This is a genomic window from Paracoccus sp. PAR01 (assembly GCF_014851995.1).
Taxonomy (GTDB): domain Bacteria; phylum Pseudomonadota; class Alphaproteobacteria; order Rhodobacterales; family Rhodobacteraceae; genus Paracoccus; species Paracoccus litorisediminis.
In genome coordinates this window covers 186,772-208,368 of record NZ_JACVAW010000004.1, presented here as the reverse complement: position 1 = coordinate 208,368, position 21,597 = coordinate 186,772, and the positions used below count along the sequence as shown (strand labels likewise).

22 protein-coding genes are annotated in these 21,597 nt (G+C 63.0%); 11 read left to right on the top strand and 11 right to left on the bottom strand.

Going from position 1 to position 21,597, the window contains the following annotated elements:
* Positions 1 to 5 precede the first annotated feature (5 nt).
* A complete protein-coding gene (locus IB235_RS09885; RefSeq protein ID WP_192336567.1) occupies positions 6 to 206 on the bottom strand; it encodes a hypothetical protein in 201 nt (66 codons plus the stop codon).
* A gap of 273 nt (positions 207 to 479) precedes the next feature.
* On the opposite strand from IB235_RS09885, the gene IB235_RS09880 reads away from it, so the two are divergent.
* The 11 genes from IB235_RS09880 (at position 480) to IB235_RS09830 (ending at position 10,500) form a co-directional block, all read left to right on the top strand.
* A complete protein-coding gene (locus IB235_RS09880) occupies positions 480 to 1,310 on the top strand; it encodes an alpha/beta fold hydrolase (protein ID WP_370576872.1) in 831 nt (276 codons plus the stop codon).
* A 30-nt stretch (positions 1,311 to 1,340) separates the two neighbouring features.
* A complete protein-coding gene (locus IB235_RS09875) occupies positions 1,341 to 1,901 on the top strand; it encodes a cysteine hydrolase family protein (RefSeq protein ID WP_192336565.1) in 561 nt (186 codons plus the stop codon).
* Positions 1,902 to 2,006: 105 nt separating this feature from the next.
* Positions 2,007 to 2,636 (top strand): isochorismatase family cysteine hydrolase, encoded by a 630-nt coding sequence (locus IB235_RS09870; RefSeq protein WP_192336564.1) that lies wholly within the window; start codon positions 2,007 to 2,009, stop codon positions 2,634 to 2,636.
* Positions 2,637 to 2,663: 27 nt separating this feature from the next.
* Positions 2,664 to 4,145: a catalase gene (locus tag IB235_RS09865; RefSeq protein ID WP_192336563.1), complete on the top strand. Its 1,482-nt coding sequence runs from the start codon at positions 2,664 to 2,666 to the stop codon at positions 4,143 to 4,145.
* Between the two features lie 16 nt (positions 4,146 to 4,161).
* On the top strand, positions 4,162 to 5,091 hold the full coding sequence (locus IB235_RS09860) for an AraC family transcriptional regulator (protein WP_192336562.1): 930 nt from the start codon (positions 4,162 to 4,164) through the stop codon (positions 5,089 to 5,091).
* A gap of 96 nt (positions 5,092 to 5,187) precedes the next feature.
* On the top strand, positions 5,188 to 6,042 hold the full coding sequence (locus tag IB235_RS09855; protein ID WP_192336561.1) for an alpha/beta fold hydrolase: 855 nt from the start codon (positions 5,188 to 5,190) through the stop codon (positions 6,040 to 6,042).
* A gap of 19 nt (positions 6,043 to 6,061) precedes the next feature.
* A complete protein-coding gene (locus tag IB235_RS09850) occupies positions 6,062 to 6,769 on the top strand; it encodes a hypothetical protein (RefSeq protein WP_192336560.1) in 708 nt (235 codons plus the stop codon).
* Positions 6,770 to 6,794: 25 nt separating this feature from the next.
* A complete protein-coding gene (locus IB235_RS09845; RefSeq protein WP_192336559.1) occupies positions 6,795 to 7,277 on the top strand; it encodes a carboxymuconolactone decarboxylase in 483 nt (160 codons plus the stop codon).
* A 742-nt stretch (positions 7,278 to 8,019) separates the two neighbouring features.
* Positions 8,020 to 8,223 carry a hypothetical protein gene (locus IB235_RS25100; RefSeq protein ID WP_225612155.1) on the top strand — a complete coding sequence of 68 codons (204 nt, stop codon included), beginning with the start codon at positions 8,020 to 8,022 and terminating at the stop codon, positions 8,221 to 8,223.
* A gap of 379 nt (positions 8,224 to 8,602) precedes the next feature.
* Entirely contained in the window at positions 8,603 to 9,211 is a 609-nt protein-coding gene (locus IB235_RS09835; RefSeq protein WP_192336558.1) for a hypothetical protein, read from the top strand.
* The gene (locus IB235_RS09830) at positions 9,208 to 10,500 is read left to right on the top strand and encodes a hypothetical protein (protein ID WP_192336557.1); all 1,293 of its coding nucleotides are present in this window, start codon (positions 9,208 to 9,210) and stop codon (positions 10,498 to 10,500) included. Before IB235_RS09835 ends, IB235_RS09830 begins: the two co-directional genes overlap by 4 nt.
* A gap of 7 nt (positions 10,501 to 10,507) precedes the next feature.
* Here the strand turns inward: IB235_RS09830 and IB235_RS09825 are convergent, their stop codons facing one another.
* From IB235_RS09825 to IB235_RS09780, 10 genes are all read right to left on the bottom strand, one after another.
* The gene (locus IB235_RS09825; protein ID WP_192336556.1) at positions 10,508 to 10,891 is read right to left on the bottom strand and encodes a RidA family protein; all 384 of its coding nucleotides are present in this window, start codon (positions 10,889 to 10,891) and stop codon (positions 10,508 to 10,510) included.
* 28 nt (positions 10,892 to 10,919) lie between these two features.
* A complete protein-coding gene (locus tag IB235_RS09820; RefSeq protein ID WP_192336555.1) occupies positions 10,920 to 12,116 on the bottom strand; it encodes an NAD(P)/FAD-dependent oxidoreductase in 1,197 nt (398 codons plus the stop codon).
* A 33-nt stretch (positions 12,117 to 12,149) separates the two neighbouring features.
* Positions 12,150 to 12,767: a TetR family transcriptional regulator C-terminal domain-containing protein gene (locus IB235_RS09815; RefSeq protein WP_155039296.1), complete on the bottom strand. Its 618-nt coding sequence runs from the start codon at positions 12,765 to 12,767 to the stop codon at positions 12,150 to 12,152.
* A 96-nt stretch (positions 12,768 to 12,863) separates the two neighbouring features.
* A complete protein-coding gene (locus IB235_RS09810) occupies positions 12,864 to 13,874 on the bottom strand; it encodes an ABC transporter substrate-binding protein (protein ID WP_192336554.1) in 1,011 nt (336 codons plus the stop codon).
* A 33-nt stretch (positions 13,875 to 13,907) separates the two neighbouring features.
* Positions 13,908 to 15,287: an FAD-binding oxidoreductase gene (locus tag IB235_RS09805; RefSeq protein WP_192336553.1), complete on the bottom strand. Its 1,380-nt coding sequence runs from the start codon at positions 15,285 to 15,287 to the stop codon at positions 13,908 to 13,910.
* A complete protein-coding gene (locus tag IB235_RS09800) occupies positions 15,281 to 16,477 on the bottom strand; it encodes an amidohydrolase family protein (RefSeq protein ID WP_225612153.1) in 1,197 nt (398 codons plus the stop codon). Before IB235_RS09800 ends, IB235_RS09805 begins: the two co-directional genes overlap by 7 nt.
* Positions 16,474 to 17,340 (bottom strand): ABC transporter permease, encoded by an 867-nt coding sequence (locus tag IB235_RS09795; RefSeq protein ID WP_225612152.1) that lies wholly within the window; start codon positions 17,338 to 17,340, stop codon positions 16,474 to 16,476. The genes IB235_RS09800 and IB235_RS09795 overlap by 4 nt, the downstream gene beginning before the upstream one ends.
* Positions 17,321 to 18,094, bottom strand: coding sequence for an ABC transporter ATP-binding protein (locus IB235_RS09790; RefSeq protein WP_155039293.1), 774 nt, complete (start codon positions 18,092 to 18,094; stop codon positions 17,321 to 17,323). The genes IB235_RS09795 and IB235_RS09790 overlap by 20 nt, the downstream gene beginning before the upstream one ends.
* 4 nt (positions 18,095 to 18,098) lie before the next feature.
* A complete protein-coding gene (locus IB235_RS09785; protein ID WP_192336552.1) occupies positions 18,099 to 18,899 on the bottom strand; it encodes a creatininase family protein in 801 nt (266 codons plus the stop codon).
* A gap of 249 nt (positions 18,900 to 19,148) precedes the next feature.
* Positions 19,149 to 21,521 (bottom strand): transketolase, encoded by a 2,373-nt coding sequence (locus IB235_RS09780; RefSeq protein ID WP_192336551.1) that lies wholly within the window; start codon positions 21,519 to 21,521, stop codon positions 19,149 to 19,151.
* Positions 21,522 to 21,597 lie beyond the last annotated feature (76 nt).

Sequence of the window (21,597 nt, the reverse complement as noted above, 5' to 3'; positions counted from 1 at the left end):
CGGGGCTACCCGATTACCCATGACGATGTCGGCCGCATGTCTTTGGTCCAAGCGCGAAGCCGGAAAATCTGCCGGTCGAGGATCGGCGGTTCTTGTTGAGTGATGATCTCGGCTTTGGCATCAAGCGGGCGCTCGCAAACCGGCGGAAACTGCTCGACCGCGCGCCCTGAGAGCATCTGGAACCGCGTAGCGATCACCAAGGCCATCCGCGACGGCACCTATCGCCTTGTCCCGGCATGACGCTGCTTTGCAATTTTTTGCGACGATTTACTCGTCAGTTCGCCCCGTACTGCCCAGCATGACCAAGCCGCATCCCACCGCCCTACAGCCCCGAGGTGCCCATGACCCGCAATCCACCGATTTTCCCCGACGCCACGCGGCGTGGTATCCTGATCGCAGGTGGCGCGGCGCTGACCGCAACTATGCTGCCACCCTTTCCGGCCCTCGCCGATGCCACCACCAAACAGGGAGATTTCATCATGTCCTATGTCACGACCTCCGACGGCACCGAAATCTTCTACAAGGACTGGGGCCCGCGAGAGGCTCAGGCCATCGTCTTTCATCACGGGTGGCCACTGTCGTCGGATGACTGGGACAGCCAGATGATGTTCTTTCTGGACAAGGGGTTCCGGGTCATCGCTCATGACCGGCGGGGACATGGCCGCTCGACCCAGACCTTTACTGGCAATGAGATGGACACCTATGCAGCCGATGTCGCGGCGCTGACCGACCAGCTTGACCTGAAGGGTGCAATCCATGTCGGCCACTCGACCGGAGGCGGAGAGGTCGCGCGCTATGTCGCAAGGGCAAAGCCGGGCCGGGTCGCAAAGGCCGTGCTGATCGGCGCGGTCCCCCCGCTCATGGTCAAGACCGAGGCCAATCCCGGTGGCCTGCCCATCGAGGTATTCGACGGCTTTCGCGCGGCCTTCCTTGCCAATCGGGCGCAATTCTTCAAGGACGTGCCCTCGGGGCCGTTCTATGGCTACAACCGCCCCGGCGCGGCGCCCAGTCAGGGCGTGATCGAGAACTGGTGGCGGCAAGGCATGATGGGCGGGGCCAAGGCCCATTACGACTGCATCAAGGCCTTTTCCGAAACCGACTTCACCGAGGACCTGAAGGCGATCAGCGTCCCCGTCCTTGTGATGCATGGCGATGACGATCAGATCGTGCCCTATGCGGACTCGGCCCCGCTTTCTGCGAAGCTGCTGAAAAACGGGGTGCTCAAGACCTATCCCGGTTTCGATCACGGCATGTGCACGACGCATCCCGACGTGATCAATGCCGACCTGCTTGCCTTCTTCCAAAGCTGATCAACCCATCCCGAATGCGAGGTGCGCGTCATGCCCAAGGCCCTGATCGTCATAGACATCCAGAATGACTATTTCCCCGATGGCGACTGGCCGCTGGTCGGGGTCGAGGAGGCTGCCGCGAATGCCGCGCGCCTGATCGCCGCGGCGCGGTCAGCGGGTGATCTGGTCGTGCATATCCGCCACGAATTCGAAAGCGCCGCCGCCCCCTTCTTTCGTCCCGGCAGCAAGGGGGCCGCAATCCACGCGTCCGTCGCACCGATTGAGGGCGAGCATGTCGTGCTGAAGCATCAGATCAATTCCTATCTGGGCACGGATCTGAAGCCCCATCTTGACGGAGCCGGCATCTCGGAAGTGGTGATCTGCGGCAATATGAGCCATATGTGCGTCGATGCGGCGACGCGCGCCTCGGCCGATTTCGGCTATGCTGTGGTGCTGGTCCATGACGCCTGCGCCTCTCGCGATCTGGAATTCAACGGCACCCGCGTCCCGGCAGCGATGGCCCATGCCGCCTTCATGTCGGCGCTGTCATTCGCCTATGCCAAGGCCCTTTCGACCGATGAATATCTGGGCCAAGCCGCCAAGGCCGCCTGATCCGGCCTATCCGAAGGTTTGGCCCCGCCACACGGTCGTAGAATTTCCCTTGGCAATGCGCGGGACCAGACTTTCCCGAAATTTCGCCGTACAGGACTGCCGCAGATGTCCCAACCCCCATCCTATGATCCGGGCCGAACGGCGCTGCTGTTCGTCGATCCTTACAACGATTTTCTGGCCGAGAGCGGTAAGCTATGGCCCCTGGTAAAACAGGTCGCGACCGGTCTGGGTCTGCACGATAACCTGCGCAAGGTTCTTGCAGCGGCGCGGGCAGCCGACCTGCATGTCTTCATCGTCCCGCATCACCAATGGGAGAAGGGCGATTTCGAGACCTGGGATCATCCGACGCCCTATCAGCTGGGGGCCGCGCATCATCAGGTCTTTGCCAAGGGCAGTTGGGGCGCGGAATGGTTTCCCGATTTTGCACCCCGGGCGGGCGAGATCGTCGTCAAGGAACATTGGGGGGCCAGCGGATTTGCCAATACCGATCTGGATCTGCTGCTGAAACAGCGCAAGGTCACGCATGTCGTCCTGATCGGGCTGATCGCCAATACCTGCATCGAAGCCACCGGGCGCTTCGCCTCCGAGCTTGGCTATCACGTGACGCTGATCCGCGATGCGACCGCCGCCGCCAGCCCCGAGGCGCTGCACAACGCGCATGAGGTGAACGGCCCGACCTATGCGCATGCGATCCTGACCAGTCACGAATTCATCGCGGCGCTCGACAGCGTCTGAACCTCGACCCAGTAAAGGGCGGATGACATGAGCGACAAGCCCCTGACCCATGCCAATGGCGCACCGGTGGCCGATAACCTGAACATCCAGACTGCTGGCCGTCGCGGTCCCGCGCTGTTGCAGGATATCTGGCTGATCGAGAAACTGGCCCATTTCGACCGCGAGGTGATCCCCGAGCGCCGCATGCATGCCAAGGGTTCGGGCGCATATGGAACCTTCACCGTGACCGGCGACATCACGCGCCATTCCAGTGCGGCGCTGTTTTCGCAGATCGGAAAACAGACGCCGGTCTTCGCGCGTTTCTCGACCGTCGCGGGTGAACGTGGCGCAGCGGATGCCGAGCGCGACATTCGCGGATTCGCGGTGAAATTCTATACCGAACAGGGCAATTGGGATCTTGTCGGGAACAATACGCCGGTCTTTTTCTTTCGCGATCCCTTGCGCTTTCCCGACCTGAACCACGCGGTCAAGCGCGATCCCCGGACCGGGATGCGCAACGCCCATAGCAATTGGGACTTCTGGACGCTGCTGCCCGAGGCCCTGCATCAGGTGACCATCGTGATGAGCGATCGCGGCATCCCGCGTTCCTATCGTCATATGCACGGCTTCGGCAGCCACACCTTCAGCCTGATCAATGCCGCGAATGAACGGGTCTGGACGAAATTCCACTGGCGCTGCGGGCAGGGCATCCAGAATCTTCGCGATGACGAGGCGGCAGCCCTGATCGGCGAAGACCGCGAAAGCCATCAGCGCGACCTGTATACCGCCATCGAAAGTGGCGATTTCCCGCATTGGACCCTTTGCGTGCAGATGATGACCGAGGCACAGGCGCGCAGCCATCGCCACGATCCCTTCGATCTGACCAAGGTCTGGTCCAAGCGTGACTACCCGCTGATCGAGGTCGGGGTGATGGAGTTGAACCGCAACCCCGAAAATGTCTTTGCCGAGGTCGAGCAGGCCGTCTTCAGCCCGGCCAATGTCGTGCCCGGCATCGGCTTTTCGCCCGACCGGATGCTGCAGGCGCGGCTTTTCTCATATGGCGATGCGCAACGCTATCGGCTGGGCGTCAATCACATGAGCATCCCGGTCAACGCACCGCGCTGTCCCGTCCATTCCTATCATCGCGACGGACAGATGCGGGTCGATGGCAATGCGGGATCGACCATCGCCTATTGGCCGAACTCGGTCGATGAATGGACCAGTCAGGGACAAGCGGACCCAGCGCTGCCGCTGGAAGGTGCGGTGGATCATTACGACCACAGATTGACCGACGACCATTTCGAGCAGCCCGGCGCGTTGTTCCGCCTGATGACGCTGGACGAGCGCCAGCGCCTGTTCCAGAACACCGCCCGCGCCATGGCCGGGGTGGGTATTGAGGTCAGGCAACGCCATGTCGCGAATTGCACGCGGGCCGATCCGGCCTATGGCGCAGGCATCGCCGCCGCACTTTCCTTAGATCCCGTGGCCGATGACGCTGCGCGGGACCGGCTGGCGTCAGTCGGTCCGTGAACCGGGGCCAGATCGCATGCGCCCCAGTCTTGCCCGAGCAGCGCAGGCAAAGCCAAGCTTTGGCCCCGAAGCCTGGCAGCAGGTCTCGACGATCCGTCATGAGGGGATCTCTTATGGGATCAGGTCGGTCTCGGCATGGACCTTTCTCAGTGCCAAGGTGGTCGAGGCCTCGTGCCTGCGCCCCTCGGTCAATGCCGATGAGGCGGATTGTTCGCGGCTGATCGTCATGCTGTCGCAACCCGATGCGCGCGTGATGATCGGCCCGCATGGCCGCCGCAGACCCGTCCCGACGCATGATACGCCGCATCAGATGACCGTTGCGGCACCCGGTGCGCGGCAATGGGGATTTTTCGATCACCCCTCGGGGCCGCTGCGCTGGCTGGTCCTGCAATTCGACGTCGCCAATCTGGGCCGTCAGCTTGGCGAAGGCTATGAGCCTTCGGATTTCCGCCCCCGCTACATGTTCCATGATCCGGCGCTGCTGCACATCGCCCGCCAATATGAGGCGGCTTGCGAAGGTGGCAAACAGCCCGAGACCCTGCGGGACGACATGTTGGCGCTGGCCCTGCTGCAAAACCTGGCCCGGATCGAGCGCCCGCATGAGGATCGCCCGCGCGGGCTGTCACCTGCCGAGCGGCGGCTGATCATCGAATACATGCACGCCCGCCTGACCGAAAACATCCGGCTGAGCGAGTTGTGCAATCTGGTCCAGCTTTCGCCCTTTCATTTCTGCCGCGCCTTCAAGGTCTCGCTGGGGGTATCGCCCCATATCTGGCAGATCCGCGAAAGGGTGCGCGTGGCGCAGGCGCTGTTGCAGGAACCGGAATCGACCCTTGCCGATGTCGCGCTGGCGGTCGGTTTCTACGATCAGGCGCATTTCACCAGATACTTCCGCAATATTGTCGGGCTGCCTCCGGGCAGGTGGCTAAGGGCGCGCCGCGTCTGATCCGACGCAGCAATCGCTTACAATACGCCCCCACCGGCAAAAGCTAGGCTTTGGCTGAACTGCCTGTCCCAATCCCCCGCTGATCGGAGGAAAGATATGAATATCCAGCAGATTTCCGCAACGACCTCGCCCACTGATTACCTGACGGTCAATGGCCGGACGCTCGCTTATCGCGCGATGGGCAAGGGGCGTCCGATCATTCTATGCCACCGTTTTCGCGGGGTGATGGACCTCTGGGACCCGGCCTTTCTGGAGGCCTTGGTTGGGCAAGGCTTTCAGGTCATCGTCTTTGACTATTCCGGTTTGGGTCTTTCGGACGGAACCCCGACCTATAACCCGGTCGAGATGGCCGCCGATCCCCGCGACCTGATTGCGGGGCTGGGTCTGCGCGATGTCGTTCTGGGCGGCTGGTCCCTGGGCGGCATGGCCGCGCAGGCCGCGCTGACCCTTTATCCCGACCGGATCAGCCATCTTGCGCTGATTGGCACCACGCCGCCGGGCGATCTGGTAAAACTGGCCGAGCAGCTTTTCTATGACCTCGCCGGTAAGGACAGCTATTCGATCGAGGATATCACCGCGCTGTTCTTTGAGCCGAAATCCGAGAAAAGCCGCGCGGCTGCGGTGCGGTCTCAGGCGCGGATCGAGGGCAGAAAAGAGGATCTGTCGCCCCCGGTTCCGGTCGAATTCGCGCGTCCCTTGCTTGCGCATGGTCCGAAAAGCCCGGCATTTCCCGCCGAGCCGGTCCTGCAAATGCTGAAATCGACGCGGGTCCCGATCCTGCATATCGGCGGTGATCACGACATCATCTTCCCGGTCGAGAACTGGTTTGCGCTGAACGAGGTCCTGCCGAGCGTCACCTTGGTCACCTTCCCTCAGGCCGGGCACGGGCCGCAGCACCAGCATCCGCAGCTTACGGCGGATATCATTGCCAGTTTCGTGCGTAACCAGTGACCTACAGGGAGAAAGCCCGATGACCCGCATCCATCTTTGCGCCTCGCTTGCGCTGCTTGCCTCGGTCGGGCAGGTCCATGCCCATTCCGTTAAATCCGAGCCGACCGAGGCCGTGCAGGCGGCCTTCGACATCATCGAGACCAAGATTTCGATCAAGGACGAGACGGCGATTTTCTCGACCCGCGTCCGGGGCGAGGCCGGCGCGCAAAAACCAGCCGCAACCGGCAAGTTCGAGGGCTCGGATGTCTATGCCTATGTCTGGCCGACCTCGCTCGACAGCGCCGAGATCGGGTTCGAGGCCAAGCAGGGCATCGTCGCGCTGGCCGTGACCTTTCACCCCGATTTCGACGATGCGGCCAATGGCGGCGTCAATCGCGACATCTGGCATCCGCATTGGGTCGTTTTGGCCGAGGACAAGGCCTGCGGCGGCGGGCTGAAGGTCATCGACATTCCCGAAGGGGCCAAGCCGAAGCTGCCCGCGACATGGCCGGGCGTGCCGCTGCTGATCGACAGCCCCGAATACCCGACGACCTTCAAGGGCGACGCGGTGGATGTCGAAATCCCGCTGCAACTGATCGGCGGGATTGCCGGGGCCTCATATGACGGGGTCACGGCGGGTTTGAAGGTGAATGGCAACCTGCACGCGCCCCTGCTTTGCGTCAGCAATGTCTTCAAGGTGGCCTCGGGCAATCTGAGCCTGCCGGGCAAGGTGGCGCCCTTGGACTGACCATTTCCAGATGAAAGGACCGCAGATGAGCCGGATCAGTCTGATCGACCCGTCCAGTGCGATGGGTATCACCGCCGAACAATTTTCCCGGATTAGGCGAGCCTTTGGCATGGTCCCAGACATGCTCAAGGCAGTCGCCAATTCCCCAGCCGCGCCGAGCAGCATGTGGGGGTCGTTCGCCGCGCTTCGTTCTGGCCGGCGCGGCGCGAAGCTGGGTGAGCAGATCGCCGACCGCAACAATTACACCTACTGCCTTGCCACGCATAAGGGCGTCGGCCGCAAGGCCGGTGCCAGCAGCGTCGAAATTGCCGAGGCACAAGCGGGTCGCTCGACCGACCCACGTATCGCCGCCCCGAATGTCGATGCCCTGCGGGTTGCGGGATTGGGCGATGAGGAAGTGGCCGAGATCATCTCCCATGTCGCCCTTAATCTCTTTGCCGATTACCTCAATGTCGCGCAGGACGTGCCGGTCAATTTTCCCGGCGTGAAACTGACACGCGCGGCATGAGGGAAAGGGCGCGGATCGCCGTCCTCCCCACCGCCCCCGCGATCCGCGCCCAACTGTCAGGCAAGGTCAGCCATGCCTCGCAACCGAAAGACCTTCTCAAGGGCCAAGGCGCGACCATGACTGCGCACGGCCAAGATGTCGCCCTGATCCACATCGAGAACACAGGTCCGGGCGTTCCAGCCGCACTATTGCTCAAGGTTTGCGAGCCTGTCGGGCGCGGCGAGAACAGCTGCCCGACCGAGAGTGGGCCTGTCCGTCGCCCGGGATGTCTTCCGTGACCATGGCGGCACGATGGTCGCCGCGTCGAGATCCACCTGCTGCGGCGCGGAACCATGCGGACACGATCTGCCATTCTCAGGCTCTCACAGCCTAGAACCCAGAGCAGGCCAGCGCCGTGAGTTAGACATGACCGAGATAAGAACATTGCTATTCGATACGCTCGAGGTCTATGGCCGCGTGACACGGTTAATGCACAGGAGCATCGCTGGCTTGGCAATTTCTCGGGATGGGCTGCAGTCGATCTTTGGCCGCCAGCCGTTTCTATCGCCATTTGTGACATCGCATCAGCCTGTCGGACCCGTCCTTCTGGTTCTGATCGCTCCGCGGGTGATCTGGGCGCGGGCCAACCGACGCAATCGACCGAGCCATGGAGGTGGGTTGCTGGGCAAGGCGGCAGCGGTAGGCCATGGCATGCTGTAGCTCGTCATGCTGCTGGTGCCGGTCATCGCCTTGATGCGGGCCCATGGGTTTTGCATCTTTCGGCTTCGAGATCTTTTCCGCACGCCCGATATCGGATGGCTGGTCGAACTTGGCGGTCTTTACATGGCGATTGCTATGGGTGCCGGGCGTGCTGATTGTCGTTATGGTGGGCTTCCACGAGGCGATGTCGCGCGATGGTACGCTGGTGCGCATGGCCCGAACAAAGGGCCCTCGGATCGGCAACTGAAGACACCACCATCCATTCGCGCGGGGCTGTTCACTTTCCTCGGCCCTTGGGGCGGTGTTGTGAAAAATTCGCCAGCTGCACCTGCAGCTTGTCGTCATTCGGCTTCGCGGAAAGGCGACCGACGCCCAAAGCGGGATGACGGCGACGCAGCCGCTGTGTGCGGTGAACTGGAAAAGCCGCCGTCCGCACGGCGTCGGGCCACCAGACGCAACCCAAGGCTGTTTAAGTGCCAGACGCCGTCTTCTCCTGCATTGCGCGGGGTTCTCGACGCCATCGTCCGAGCGGTCGTTGGCCAGATGTGTTAACCTGCGGGCATTGTTCGGCGCATCAGCGCGACTCGGCACGACAATTCGCACTTTGCATATGCAGAGAGGGCAGAATGAAGTCGATCCATCCGCATCTGTTTCTGGTTGCGACATTCCTGAATCTGGCGGCGATCAAGACGGCTGCACTGCTTCTGCCTGATCGCTTCTATTTCACCTTCTCGTCATTCCTGTTCGATGAGCGCTCGGTGCTCAGGCTGCAGTCGCTCGTGATCAAGTTTGCGCTGCCCTTTGTGGTGGCCTTTGCGCTCGCCGCGTTGATCTATCAGGCGCGGATCGCCCAGACTGCGTTACGGGGGTCCGCGGCGAGGCTCGACCGGCTGGTTGATGAGCAGTTGGACCTGACCCTGACATATGCGGCCTTTCTCTCGGCGCTGCTGATGGCCTGGCCCTATATCCTGATGTGGGACCTGCTGATCGACCCGGCTTTAGCCCCGCAGCGACTTCTGTTTCTCATCGCCTATTTTGTCTATTTCGCGGGCTATGCGCTGTTCGCGCGGGCGGGCGCGGAGGCGGCCGAAGCCGTCATGACGCGCTCGGCAGAATGGCCGCCTTTGACATTGGCAACCGTCGCGGATCACCCGCTGATGCGCCCGATCCTCAGCTCGATCGGTGCGGCGTTCACCGCCGGGGTGGCCGCGTTTCTCATCTCGGGGTCGAAGTGAGGCGGGCGCTCTGGCGTCTTTTCGCGCCGGTGGTGATTGCGCTGGCGCTTGCCATAGCGCTTGCGCCGTTTCTGTATCTTGGCGCTTCGGACGCGGATGAGGTTGCAAAGGGCATGACGCTGTCTCCGGCCGAACGCCTTGCGGTCGTCTCGATGCATCGTGTCGGTCTGGTCCGGCTGATGGAGCCGGAGGAGGGAGGGCCGGACGACCCTTGGTCCTTCGTCGATACCGGCGCGGTTGCCCGTTGTGGACGGACGCCGCTGGCGATCGGCATCGCCACCGCCGAGAGCTACGCGCGTCCGGCGTGGCGGCGTGACCTTGAACTGTCCATCGCCCGATTGTGGCGCGACATTTCGGGAAACTGGCCAGACTGGTCCTATGGGATCGGCCAGATCCGTCTTTCGACGGCGAGGGTCGCGGTCACCGCTGCCGCCATGCGCTACATGGGACCGGACGGTCCGCTTCTGCCCGCGATGCCCGACGACGACGCATTGATGGCGCTGCTTGCCGATCCCTGTGACAACCTGTTCCTTGCACGGCTTGTTCTTGATCTGGAGGTCGCGCCGGGCAAGTCCGACAAAGAGGCGGCGCGGCTTTATCGCGGCGGTGACGAGCCCGCCGGACTTCTGGCCGGAGTGGGCTACAAGGATCTGGTCGCCCGTGTTGCTGCCGCGATACGTGTCCTTGGCGACGGCGGCATCCCGGTCCAGGTGGCCCTGAAAGGGGGGTATTCCGAGGAAACCGAAATCCCGTCGCTGCATCTGGTCGAACGCTTTGCCGATGGGGACGGGCCGGTTCCGATCGTCTGCTTCAGACGGGCCAAGCTTGATGCGGGGGGACCGGCTGTGCCCTACGCGGTCTTTCCTGTGCCCGATCCGTCGCTGGGTGACAGTCCCGAGCGGCAGTTTGACGTGGACCCCATGACGCGACCGGCTGGTGGTAGTTTTGCGGGAGTGATCCCGGAAGGCGCCACACTTGCCGTCACGCTTGTCGAGGACGAACCCGGTGACCTTGCGCTGCTGGCGGCTGCCGCCGACGCCGCCCGCGGCCTTGCGGCCAGTGGTCTTGACGTAACGGGACCGTGGCAGCGGGTGACCTTCGCGGCGGCCTCAGACACGCCACCCTATGACGGCTGCGAGGTCGTCGTCTCGGTCATGCCACCACCGGAGGCTTTCTTTGCCGCCTGGGGGCCGGTGCTTGAAGCCGCGATCAATGCATCGCGCGAAGGCCAAGAAAACAGCGAAGGAGGTTTTGCGCCCAGCGATGAACCTTCGACTCAGGAGCCGTGAATTCGGCTTAGCGAGAGGCGAGCGCTTCGATCTCGATCAGAAATTCGGGGCGGGTGAAGCCGGAAACGATCAGCAGGGTCGAGGCAGGCTTTACCGGCAGCCCAGCCAGCACGCGGTCGCGGACCGCCATATAGGGCGCCATGTCCTCGCGGCGGGTGACATAGGTGGAAAAGCGCAGCACATGGCTGAAATCCAGCCCCGCTTCGGCCAGAATGGCGGCGATATTGGCAAAGCACAGTTCGGCCTGCGCCTCGATCCCGGCGGGCACCGAGCCATCCGCGGCAAGCGCCAGTTGGCCTGATGTGACCACCAGCGTCTCTGTTCCGATCCCGTGGGAATAGTTTCCAAACGGCGGGGCGATCGAGGCGGGCAGAAGCGGGGTCAGGGTCATTGCGGTCCTTGGCTTGCGGGGATGGGGATCAGAGCAGGGTTTTCAGATCGAAACCGGGGTCGCGCAATTGATCGGGCAGGGGTGAGCGATCTGCTTCGATCAAGCGCTTGCCGATCATGTAGGCGCGGGGGTCGTTCATCGCATCTACGGCGATCAGCCTGTCGCTTGCGAAATACCAATGCGATTGCCCTGTCGCCCCCGGTCGGGTGATCACGCTGTCATGGCCATCACTTAGACCGGCAATCTGCAGCTTGATGTCATGCTGATCCGACCAGAACCAAGGCTTGGGATGGTAATCCTGCTCGGCCCCCAGAATGTTGGCGGCGACGGTCTCGGCCTGATCAATGGCGTTCTGGACGCATTCCAGCCTGATCATCCTGCCATGACAGGGCAGGCGGGTGCAGTCGCCGGCCGCCCATATCCGCGGGTCCGAGGTCCGACCCTGCGCATCGACGACAATGCCGCCATCACAAGCCAGCCCGGCATCCGACGCCAATTCGTCATTGGCCAGAACCCCGATACCCAAAATCACGAAGTCGATCTCACGGTGACTGCCATCGGAGAGTTCCGCGCGAACGGGCGCACCGGGATGCAGCGCGGTCAGGCCGGTTCCCTCCAATATCTCGACGCCATGGCCGCGATGCAGGTCGCGGAAAAAAGCCGCGGTTTCTTCGCCCGCGACGCGTTGCAGAATGCGCGGCGCAGCCTCGATCAGAATGACATCCAGCCCCTGCCGACGACAGACGGCCGCGGCCTCAAGCCCGATATACCCGCCGCCCACGATCAGCACACGCCGTCCGGGGCGCAGTTCGGGTGCCAGACGGTCGATATCGGCAAGCCCGCGCAGCGCATGGACCTGTGCCAGATCTCCGCCCGCTGCGGCAGGCAGAAGTCGCGCGCGGGTGCCGGTGGTCAGGACAAGATGGTCGTAATTCAGCCATTCCCCGTCCAGATCGACACGATGCCGATCCCGGTCTATGGCGATGGCGCGGCGACCCCGCCGCAAGGTGATGCCCTGTTCGGTGTAGAAGCGCTCAGGGCGCAGGAACAGGTTCTCGCGCGTCATTTCACCCAGCAGATATTTCTTCGACAGCGGCGGGCGCTGATAGGGGGGCGCGTCCTCGTCCCCGACCAGGGTAATGGGCCCGTCATGGCCCAGGCTGCGCAAGCGCGCGGCCAGTGCGGCGCCGGCCTGACCGGCACCAAGGATCAGGACATGGGTCAAGGCGTCCTCCGTCTTGCGGGGTGAGGAACTGGTTCAGTCCAGAAGTCCGCAACGGCCCAGAAACAGCGCGGTCGCCTCTTCGACGATGCGGGTTTCGTCCAGAAGCGTCGGCGCGGGCCTGTCCATCAACATGCGGACCTGGGTTTCGTATTCGGCGTAATGCTGGGTCACCGCCCAAAGGTTCATCTGAAACAGCAGGGGATCGAGCGGACGGATACGTCCGGTATCGATCCAACCCTGAATGATGGCCGTGGCCTCATCCACGGATTGGCGCAACGGACCCCAATGCCGCGCCATTTCAGGGGCGCCGCGAGCGATCTCGCGCGCGAAGAAGCGCGCGACTTCGGGGTGGTGCAATGCATGGCGTATCTTGCGCCGGACATAGTCGGCGATGACGATGCGGGGGTCGTCCGGCGCCGAGGTGGACAGAAAGAAGATCTCTTTCCAGCGGGTCACGATGTCACCCAGAACCTGCTGATAAAGATCCTCTTTCGAGGTGATGTAATAATGCAGTTGCGCCTTGGTGATACCGGCGGCCTGAGCAATGGCCTGGGTCGACGTCCCCGAAAGGCCATTGCGTGCGAATTCGACCACAGCCGCATCGCGGATGCTGTCGTGGATCGCTTCCCGCCTTTGTTTCGCGCTGGACATGGCTCTCCTGCTGTCTGACCTGCGGGACGCGGAGTAGCGTCCCGACAGATGGTGTTCATGGTCCGGGCGGCAGCGATTGTCGCTGCCCGCGGGCAATCAATGACCGGCCAGCGTCTTGCGGATGTCCAGACCGGTCCCCTTGTTGACGAAGCGCAGGTCGGCGACCTTGGCAATGTCAACCGCGCCCTCGTCGATCAATCCGGCCGAGACGGCAAGCTTCTGGAAGGCGGCAAGGCGGTCCTCACTCATCGCGCCGATACCTTTTTCCAGCGTATCGCCACTGTCAACGATGCCCAGATCGATCATCTGCTGCACCTCGGCATCCAGCTTGGCCTTGGTCATTTCCGGGTTGGCGGCCATGATCGCGTCATAGGCCTTGCTGCGGTCACCATAGAGGAAGTTGTACCAGCCCTCGATCGAGGCATTGACGAAGCGCTCCACCAGCTCGGGGTTTTCCTCGATCAGCTGCTGGCGGGTCTCGATGGTGCTGGCATAGGTCGACCAACCCTGATCGGCCAGCAGAAAGACATCGACCGGCGCGCCTTGCTCGGCGGCGTAAAGCGGCTCGGCTGTGGCATAGGATTGCTGGACCATCTGCTTGTCCTGCAGGAACTGCGCAAGGTTGTAGTTATAGGGGCGGACCTGCTCGTCACGGAAACCATGGGCGTCGACCATCCATTTCCAATACGAAAACTGCCCGTCCTTGGCCAGCAGCACGCTGGGCGCCTTGGCGAGATCGGCAAAGCTTGCATAGCTGCCCTTATGCGCCATCAGCGCCTGCGGGTCCTTCTGATAGATCGCCGCGACCACCGTTGTCGGAATGCCGTTGCGCACGTTGTCAAAGGACAGAAGCAGGTTGCCGCCCATCAGGAAGTCCAGCCTTCCCGCCGGAAGCATGGGCCGGTTGTTGACCTGCGGACCGCCGGGAACGATTTCGACCTCAAGGCCATATTTCTCGTAGGTGCCATCGGCGACGGCCTGATAATAGCCGCCATGGCCGCCTTGGGCCAACCAGTTGGTGCCGAACTTCACCTTGTCCAGGGCAAATGCGGTGGTCGAGATGACCGAGGCTGCCAGCGCCAGCATCAGGGTCTTGCCGTTGATCATGGGACTCTCCTGTCGGTATTCTTGGTTATTGGTTCATTCGGCCAGCGCCATTTCAGGCGTCCAGCCGCGGGTTTTGCCGGGGTTCATCAGGCCGTAAGGATCGGCCTGCTTCTTGAAGGCGATCTGGGTGTCGTCGATGGTTTTCATGCCGCCATCCTCGATCGTGTAGACATGCGGATCGAAGATGGTGCAGCCATCGGCCTCAAGCTCGCGGATCAGCGCGTACATCTCGTCCTTGCCGCGATAGCGCACCAGCGGCAGGGCAAAGATCTGCACGCGGCCCTGTTCGCGGGCCATCTCGTGATGCCAGAACAACTCGTCGCCATGTCGCTGCATCTGGCGCAGGACCAGCGCGGGGTCGAAGGGGTGGGGATATGCCACCTGCAGATAGGTCCAGCCCTTGTCGATCTTCAGCGCTTGCAGCGTGGTGTGGTTCCAGCCCAGCTCATAGGCCGGTTGCAGGCCCTGCTGGTGGATTTCCTCCTTGGTCAGGGCAAATGTCACCGCGCCGCCGCCGTTCTCGACCTCGGTGCGAAAGCGCGAGAGATCGGCAGGCGCGACCATGGCGAAGACGGCGTCGCGATCCGCCGGGAAATGATCCTTGAGCTTGCGGTAATAGGCCGAGAAACGGCGCTCGACACAGGTCAGCAGGTAAAGGTCCAGACCCTGATCCTGTACCCCGGTCGCAAAATCCAAGGCGGCGTCATAGCCGTCGAACAAGGCCGCGACATGCACCCACTCGGTCGCGGGCGTCAGGCCAAGGCCGACCTCGACCAGGATGCCGTTCGTGCCATAGGCGTGCTGGATCTTGTTGATCGCCTCGCCATGCAGTTCGATGATCTGCGGCTCGGGTTCGACGGTGACAATCCGGGCGTAGGTCACGTTGTCATTGTCGCGCAGCATGCCGTTGCGAAACGACCCGATGCCGCCCGAGCCGCCCGCGATGAAACCGCCGATGGTCGCCAGCGTCCGGGTCGAGGGATACATCAGAAGCTCCTGCCCGGTCTCATGCACGGCGTCGTCAAGCCGAGAGATCCTTGCCCCGGCTTCAACCCGGACATGGCCCGGCGTGATCTCGATCACCTTGTCGAGCCGCGTCATGTCCAGAATCACGCCACCATCCAACGGCACGCATTGGCCATAATTGCCCGTGCCGCCACCGCGAATGGTCACGGGCAGACGGTGGCGGGCAGCAGCAGATGCCACGCGGAACACTTCCTCCTGCGAGGTCGGGATCACGACAAGCTCGCCCCGGCAATCCTCAAGCTGCTCGTTCAGGATCGGGCTGTACCAGAAATAATCGCGCGAGCGCAGTTCAAGGGTCTTTTCATCGTCATGGACGCGGATTCCGTCCATTTCGGCCTTGAACGCGGCAAGGGCAGCGGCGCGCGGCGGGCGTGCTTCGGTCAGCATGGGATGGCTCCGTTCAGGGGGGCAATGGGATTGCCGTCGCGCCAGACCGTGCGGCCTGCTGTCGGACGGCTGGCCAGTTCATCGGCGTTGTTGACGGCGAAATGGATGAAATCTGCGGCTGCGCCCTCAGTGAGAGGCGCGGCACCACCGGACCAGCCAGCGGGCAGCGTCGTCACGGCGTCCAGCCAGTCCTCGGGCTCAAGATGGCCCAGCAGCACGGCCAGCCGCCACGCATCGGCGGGGTCGTAATCGCCATGCGGGAAAAAGCCATCGCAGACATTGTCCGAGCCGAACATGACCTGCATGCCCGCCGCACGGGCCTCGCGGATCGGGGCGATGCCGCGCAGGCGCGGGGTACGCACGCCCGTCGCGTCCTGCAGCCATGCATTGCAGGCAGGCAGGGCGACCAGCCCCAGACCCGCCGCCGCCGCGCGGTCAAGCAGCTGCCCGACCTCGTCCGCCGGGCGCACCGACAATGCGCAGGCATGACCGCAAAGCACCCGACCTGAAAGGCCGCGACGCTCGGTTTCGGTCAGGATGGCGTCAAAGCCCTGCGCCAAGGGATCGGTGCCCTCGTCGACGTGGAAATCAAGGGGCAGATCGAAACGCTCGGCCAGATCAAAGACCCGCGCCACGCCCTCGGCCAGATTGTCATTGCGATAGACAAAGGCACCCAGAACGCCGCGCGAAGCCGCAATCCGGCGGGCAATCGCCTCTCCATGCGTGGCGAATGCGTCAAGCGGCGTCAGCGAGGCCAATTCCAGCTTGATCCGCCCCTGCCATTCCTGCGCCAGATCGACCAGCACCTGCCATGCGGCGGGGGGGCGGTCGTCATGCCAGTCGATATGGCTGCGCATGCGCCCGGTGCCATGGGCAAAGGCACGGGACAGGGCCAGTTGGGCGCGCTGCCGGATGTCTTCGGGCGTCCAGTTCGGCACATCTTGGGCCATCATCTCGATCGCGTCATGCAACGATCCGGCGCGGCGCGGCATCCGTTGCAGCGTGTAGGTCTTATCCAGATGCACATGCGGATCGGCGAAAAGCGGGGTGATCAGCCCACCCCCGTTCCGCTCCGAGGGGCGTAGCCCCGCGATCCGGCCATCCGCGACACTCAGGTCCCAGTGCCCCGCGCGACCGGCCAACCGGACGCCCTGCAGATCGGTGACGATACGTTGCAGCATGCTGGTCATCGCGTCCGCTTGATCTCGCTCTCATGCCAGTGACCCAGCACGGCGGTGGACAACCAGGACGTGACCAGGAAAATCACGATCCCCAGTGCCGAGACCAGAAATAGCGCGGCAAACATCAGCGGGATTTCGTTGCGGAAGCTGGATTCCAGAATGCGCGAGGCAAGACCGGTATTCTGGCCAGCGGTGCCCGCGACGAATTCCGCCACCACCGCGCCAATCAGCGCAAGCCCGCCCGCGATCTTCAACGCGGCCATGAAATAGGGTAGGGCAGAGGGGATCAGCAGGTAGCGCAGGCGCTGCAACGGCGTCGCACGGTAAAGCGTGAACAGGTCGCGCAGGTTGTGATCCGCGCTGCGCAATCCGATGGCGGTGTTCGACAGGATCGGAAAGAACGCGACGATCCATGCGCAGATCAACAATGCCCAGAACGTATCTGGCACATAGATCAGGATCAGGGGCGCGATGGCGACGATCGGTGTCACCTGCAGGATCACGGCAAAGGGGAACAGGCTCATCTCGATCGGGCGGGAAAGGGCAAAGATCATGCCCAATGCCACCCCACCCGAGATGGCCAGCGCCAAGGACATCAGCGTCAGCTTGACCGTGAACCAGGCGCTGCCCATCAGCGAACCGAAGTTTTCGACCAGGGTCCGGGCGATCAGGCTGGGGGCAGGGATCAGATAATGCGGGACCTCGTTGTACCAGACCAGAAATTCCCACGTCAGCAGCGCAAACGAGATGGCACAGACCGGCAGCAGCAGTCGCAACCGGCGTTCCTGCCGCGCGCGGCGCAATGCGGGGTCGGCGGACGGGGCCGTGGGCGTGATCGCGACGGGCATGCTTTCAGTGGTTGATGTCGACATGGTCCATGGTCCCTTCCAGTGCCTCGGTGACGATGCGGCAGGTCTCGGCATAGCGGGCAGTCGTTCGGTAATGCTCATCCCGCGGCCCCTCGGGCATCGGCAGGTCATGGACGACCCGGCCCGGACGCGAGCCCATGACGACGACGCGGCTGGACAGGTAGACGCTTTCGAATACCGAATGGGTGACAAAGACCACCGTCAGACCCTGCTTGCGCCATAGCTCCAGCACATCGTTGTTCAGCTTGAAGCGGGTCATTTCGTCCAGTGCGGCGAATGGCTCGTCCATCAGCAGCAGTCGGGGCTTTGTCACCATCGCCCGCGCGATCGAGACGCGCATTTTCATGCCCCCCGACAATTCGCGCGGATAGGAGCTGGCAAATTTTGTCAGCCCGACCATTCCAAGCGCCTCTTCGACCTGCGCGCGCGCCTCGGCCCGGCCCAGGCCCCGCAGCTTGAGAGGCAGCATCACATTGTCGAAGACCGTGGCCCAGGGCATCAACGTCGCGTCCTGAAAGACGAAGCTGACATCGCCGCCATCGCCTGCCTCGCGGCCATTCACGGTGATCGTCCCGCCGCTTGGCTCAAGCAGTCCCGCAATCATCCGCAAAGCGGTGGATTTCCCGCAGCCCGAGGGGCCAAGGAAGCTGACGAATTCGCCTTCGCGGATGCTCAGGTTCATGTCGCGCAGGGCCAGCGTTCCATTGCCGAAACGCTTTTCGACATGGGACAGGGTGATCTGGGCTGGCTGTGTCATTGGCTCACCATTCGGGGCTAGCATCGAGCCATGACAGCGGCGTCCGGTCGATGTCGTGGAAAATGTCGATCAGCCGCCCTGTGGCGTGGTCCAGCGTGGCGTGGCCCTTGTCGGCGCTGGCAAGATGCGCCTCACCGCAGGCACCGGCCGGATTCAGGTCGTGAATCATCCAGCCCGGCCGCGCCGGCCCGGAAAGCGCGATCGAGGGATGGGTCTCGCGCAGGTCCTGCAGTCGCGACCGGAAGTTCCGGGCGCGGTCCATGCGGACATTGTCGGGGTCCAAGGCCAGCATGACCGAGGTTTCCATGTCGCCCGCATGGATGCCGTGACCCAGTTCGACGGGCGAATAGAGCCCCTCGGGCATGCCCGCCGCGTACCAGTTGAGCGAGAAAACCATCATCTGCTGCGACACACGCAATTCGCGCGCGACGATGTCCATTGCCGGAACATTGCCGCCATGCCCGTTCAGCAGCACCAGTTTGCGCACGCCCGCACGGGCCACGCAGGCGCCGATTTCGGTCCAGACCCGGATCAGCGTTTCGGGCGACAGGGTCAAAGTGCCGGGAAAAGCCAGATGTTCGTTGCTTTTGGTGACAGCCTGGGTCGGCAGGAAGACCACCGGGCTTTCCGCAGGCAGATCTCGGGCCAGCCGGGTGCAGATGCCATCCACCGAACAGGTATCGACCGACATCGGCAGATGCGGTCCGTGCTGCTCGATTGCGCCCAGGGGCAGCACGGCGATCAGCCTGGACCGATCAAGCTGCGAAAACTCAAGGCTCGAATGGTCCGCCCAGTAACGTTTCATCTGTCCCCCATGCTGCGCCGCGAAAGACAGGCTTCGTGGCGTCCTGCCAATTTTCATACCATTTGATCATACCAATTGGTATGAAAATTGCGAACCGACCATCAGGATTTTTCCGAAGCTTGTTTTCGATGCAGATCTGTCCGGAAAATGCCCTGTTCTGGCGTAAGCCAAGGCAAGCGCCTGATGCCGGAAAACCGAAACCCCGCACCGATGGGCGCGGGGCTGGCAGGGTCGGAAAATTCGATGCCTTCAGGCCGAACGGGCGCTGATCCATGCCCCCGGCGTCAGACCTGCGACCCGGTCCACGATGCTTTGCGCATCGATCCCGAAATGGCGATAAAGATCGCCGATGGTCCCGGTCTGGCCGAAATGCTCGACCCCAAGCGAGATCGTCCGATGCCCATGGACCGAGCCCAGCCAAGACAGTGTCGCGGGATGACCGTCGATCACCGTGACAAGGCTGCAATCCCGCGACAGCGGCCGCAGCAGGCGCTCGACATGGCTGATGGCGCGCGGATTGCCTCGGGCACGGACGCGCTGCGCCGCATTCCAGCCCGCATTCAGCCGATCCGCCGAAGTGACGGCCAGCACGCCCACATCGCGGCGCGCCTCGGCAATCATGCCGGCGGCGGCGATGGCCTCGGGGGCGACGACGCCCTGATATGCAATGACCACCTCGCAGTTGGGTCCGGGCGGGCGCAGCCAATAGGCACCGTCGATCGCACCCTGAACAAAGGCGTCATCATGGCGGCGACCCGGCTGTTCAATCGGGTTGGTCGAAAGGCGCAGATAGACCGCACCGCCGGTTTCGTCGCGCAGCCAGGTCCGCTCGCACAGGTCCGGCTTGCCCTCGCGCTGCATGTAGTCGAAGGCCCAGCGGGTGATCACTGCCAACTCATCGGCAAAGGCCGGTTCAAAGGCCGCAAGCCCGTCCTGCGCCATGCCGATCAGCGGCGTCGCAATGGACTGATGCGCGCCGCCCTCGGGGGCAAGCGTGATGCCCGAAGGCGTCCCCACGATCATGAAGCGGGCATCCTGATAGCAGGCGTAGTTCATCGCATCGAGACCGCGGCAGACGAAGGGGTCATAGACCGTGCCCACCGGCAGAAGCCGTTTGCCAAACAGCGAATGCGACAGACCTGCCGCCGCCAGCAGCAGGAACAGGTTCATCTCGGCAATGCCCAGCTCGACATGCTGACCCTGCGGGGCGAAATCCCATTTTGCGGTCGAGGCAATGTTTCGTGCCCGGAACATGTCGTTGCGCGCATCCCTTGCGAACAGCTTGCGGCGGTTGACCCAGGGCCCAAGCCCGGTGGTGCCGGTCACGTCGGGAGACGTGGTCATGATCCGCTCGGCCAGGTCGCTGTCGCCACGGGCCAGATCGTCAAGGATCTTGGCGAATGCTTGCTGGGTCGAGATCTTGCGCTCGGCAGGTGGTTCGATCGCAGGAACGGAAATGCGTGCATCGGCAAAGCGGCGATTACCGGCGGCAAAGAAGGGCACCTTGTCCAGAAAGGCGCGCAGCGTGGTGGGGTCCGCGACACCTGCCATCGGCTCCCATTCCTGACCTACCGGAATGCGCATTCGGCTTTGCCAGTCGGTCATCTGGGCCTTGGTCATCAGCCCGCCGTGATTGTCCTTGTGACCGGCAATCGGCGTGCCCCAGCCCTTGATCGTATAGGCAAGAAAGCAGGTGGGGCGGTCGTGGTCGATCGCGGCAAAGGTTTCGGCCATGGTAGCGACGCAATTGCCGCCAAGGTTCTCCATCAGGGCCGCAAGCTCATCATCATCGCGCCGCTTGATCAGCGCGCTGACCGGCCCCTGATCGCCAAGGTCGTTCATCAACTGCTCGCGCCAGACCGCGCCACCCTGAAAGGTCAGCGCCGAATAAAGGTCGTTCGGGCAATCGTCGATCCATCGCCGCAACTGCTCGCCCCCGGGTTCGGCAAAGGCCGCGCGCTGCAGTCGCCCGTATTTGACCCGAACCACATCCCAGCCAAAGGCCGAAAAGACGCCCTCGATCCGCTCCCAAAGCCCCTCATGCACCACCCCGTCCAGCGACTGACGGTTGTAGTCCACGATCCACCAAGTATTGCGCAGGCCGTGCTTCCAGCCTTCTTGCAGGCATTCGTGGATATTGCCCTCGTCCAGCTCCGCATCGCCCATCAGCGCGATCATCCGGCCCATCGGCCGATCCTGACCCCACGACTTCGCCGCAATGTAATCCTGCACCATTGACGCGAAAGAGGTGATCGCCACCCCCAAGCCGACCGAGCCGGTCGAGAAATCCACGTCATCCACGTCCTTGGTGCGGCTGGGATAGCTTTGCACCCCGCCATAACCGCGGAAATCCTGCATCTTCTCGCGCGAGATATTGCCCATCAGGTAATGCATCGCGTGAAAGACCGGCCCGGCATGGGGTTTCACGGCCACGCGGTCCTCGGGCCGCAGCGCCGAGAAATAAAGCGCGGTCATGATCGACACCATCGAGGCCGACGAAGCCTGATGGCCGCCGATCTTGATGCCGTCCTGCTTGGGCCTGATGTGGTTGGCCTGATGGATCATCCAGTGCGATAGCCAAAGCAGGCGCTGCTCGATGGTCTTCAGATGTGATTGTGCCATGGCGTTCCTTTCGCGGATGCCTTCGACTTTAACACCCGGCCCACGCATTTTTTCGCTGTTTCCGGCCAATGCCGCG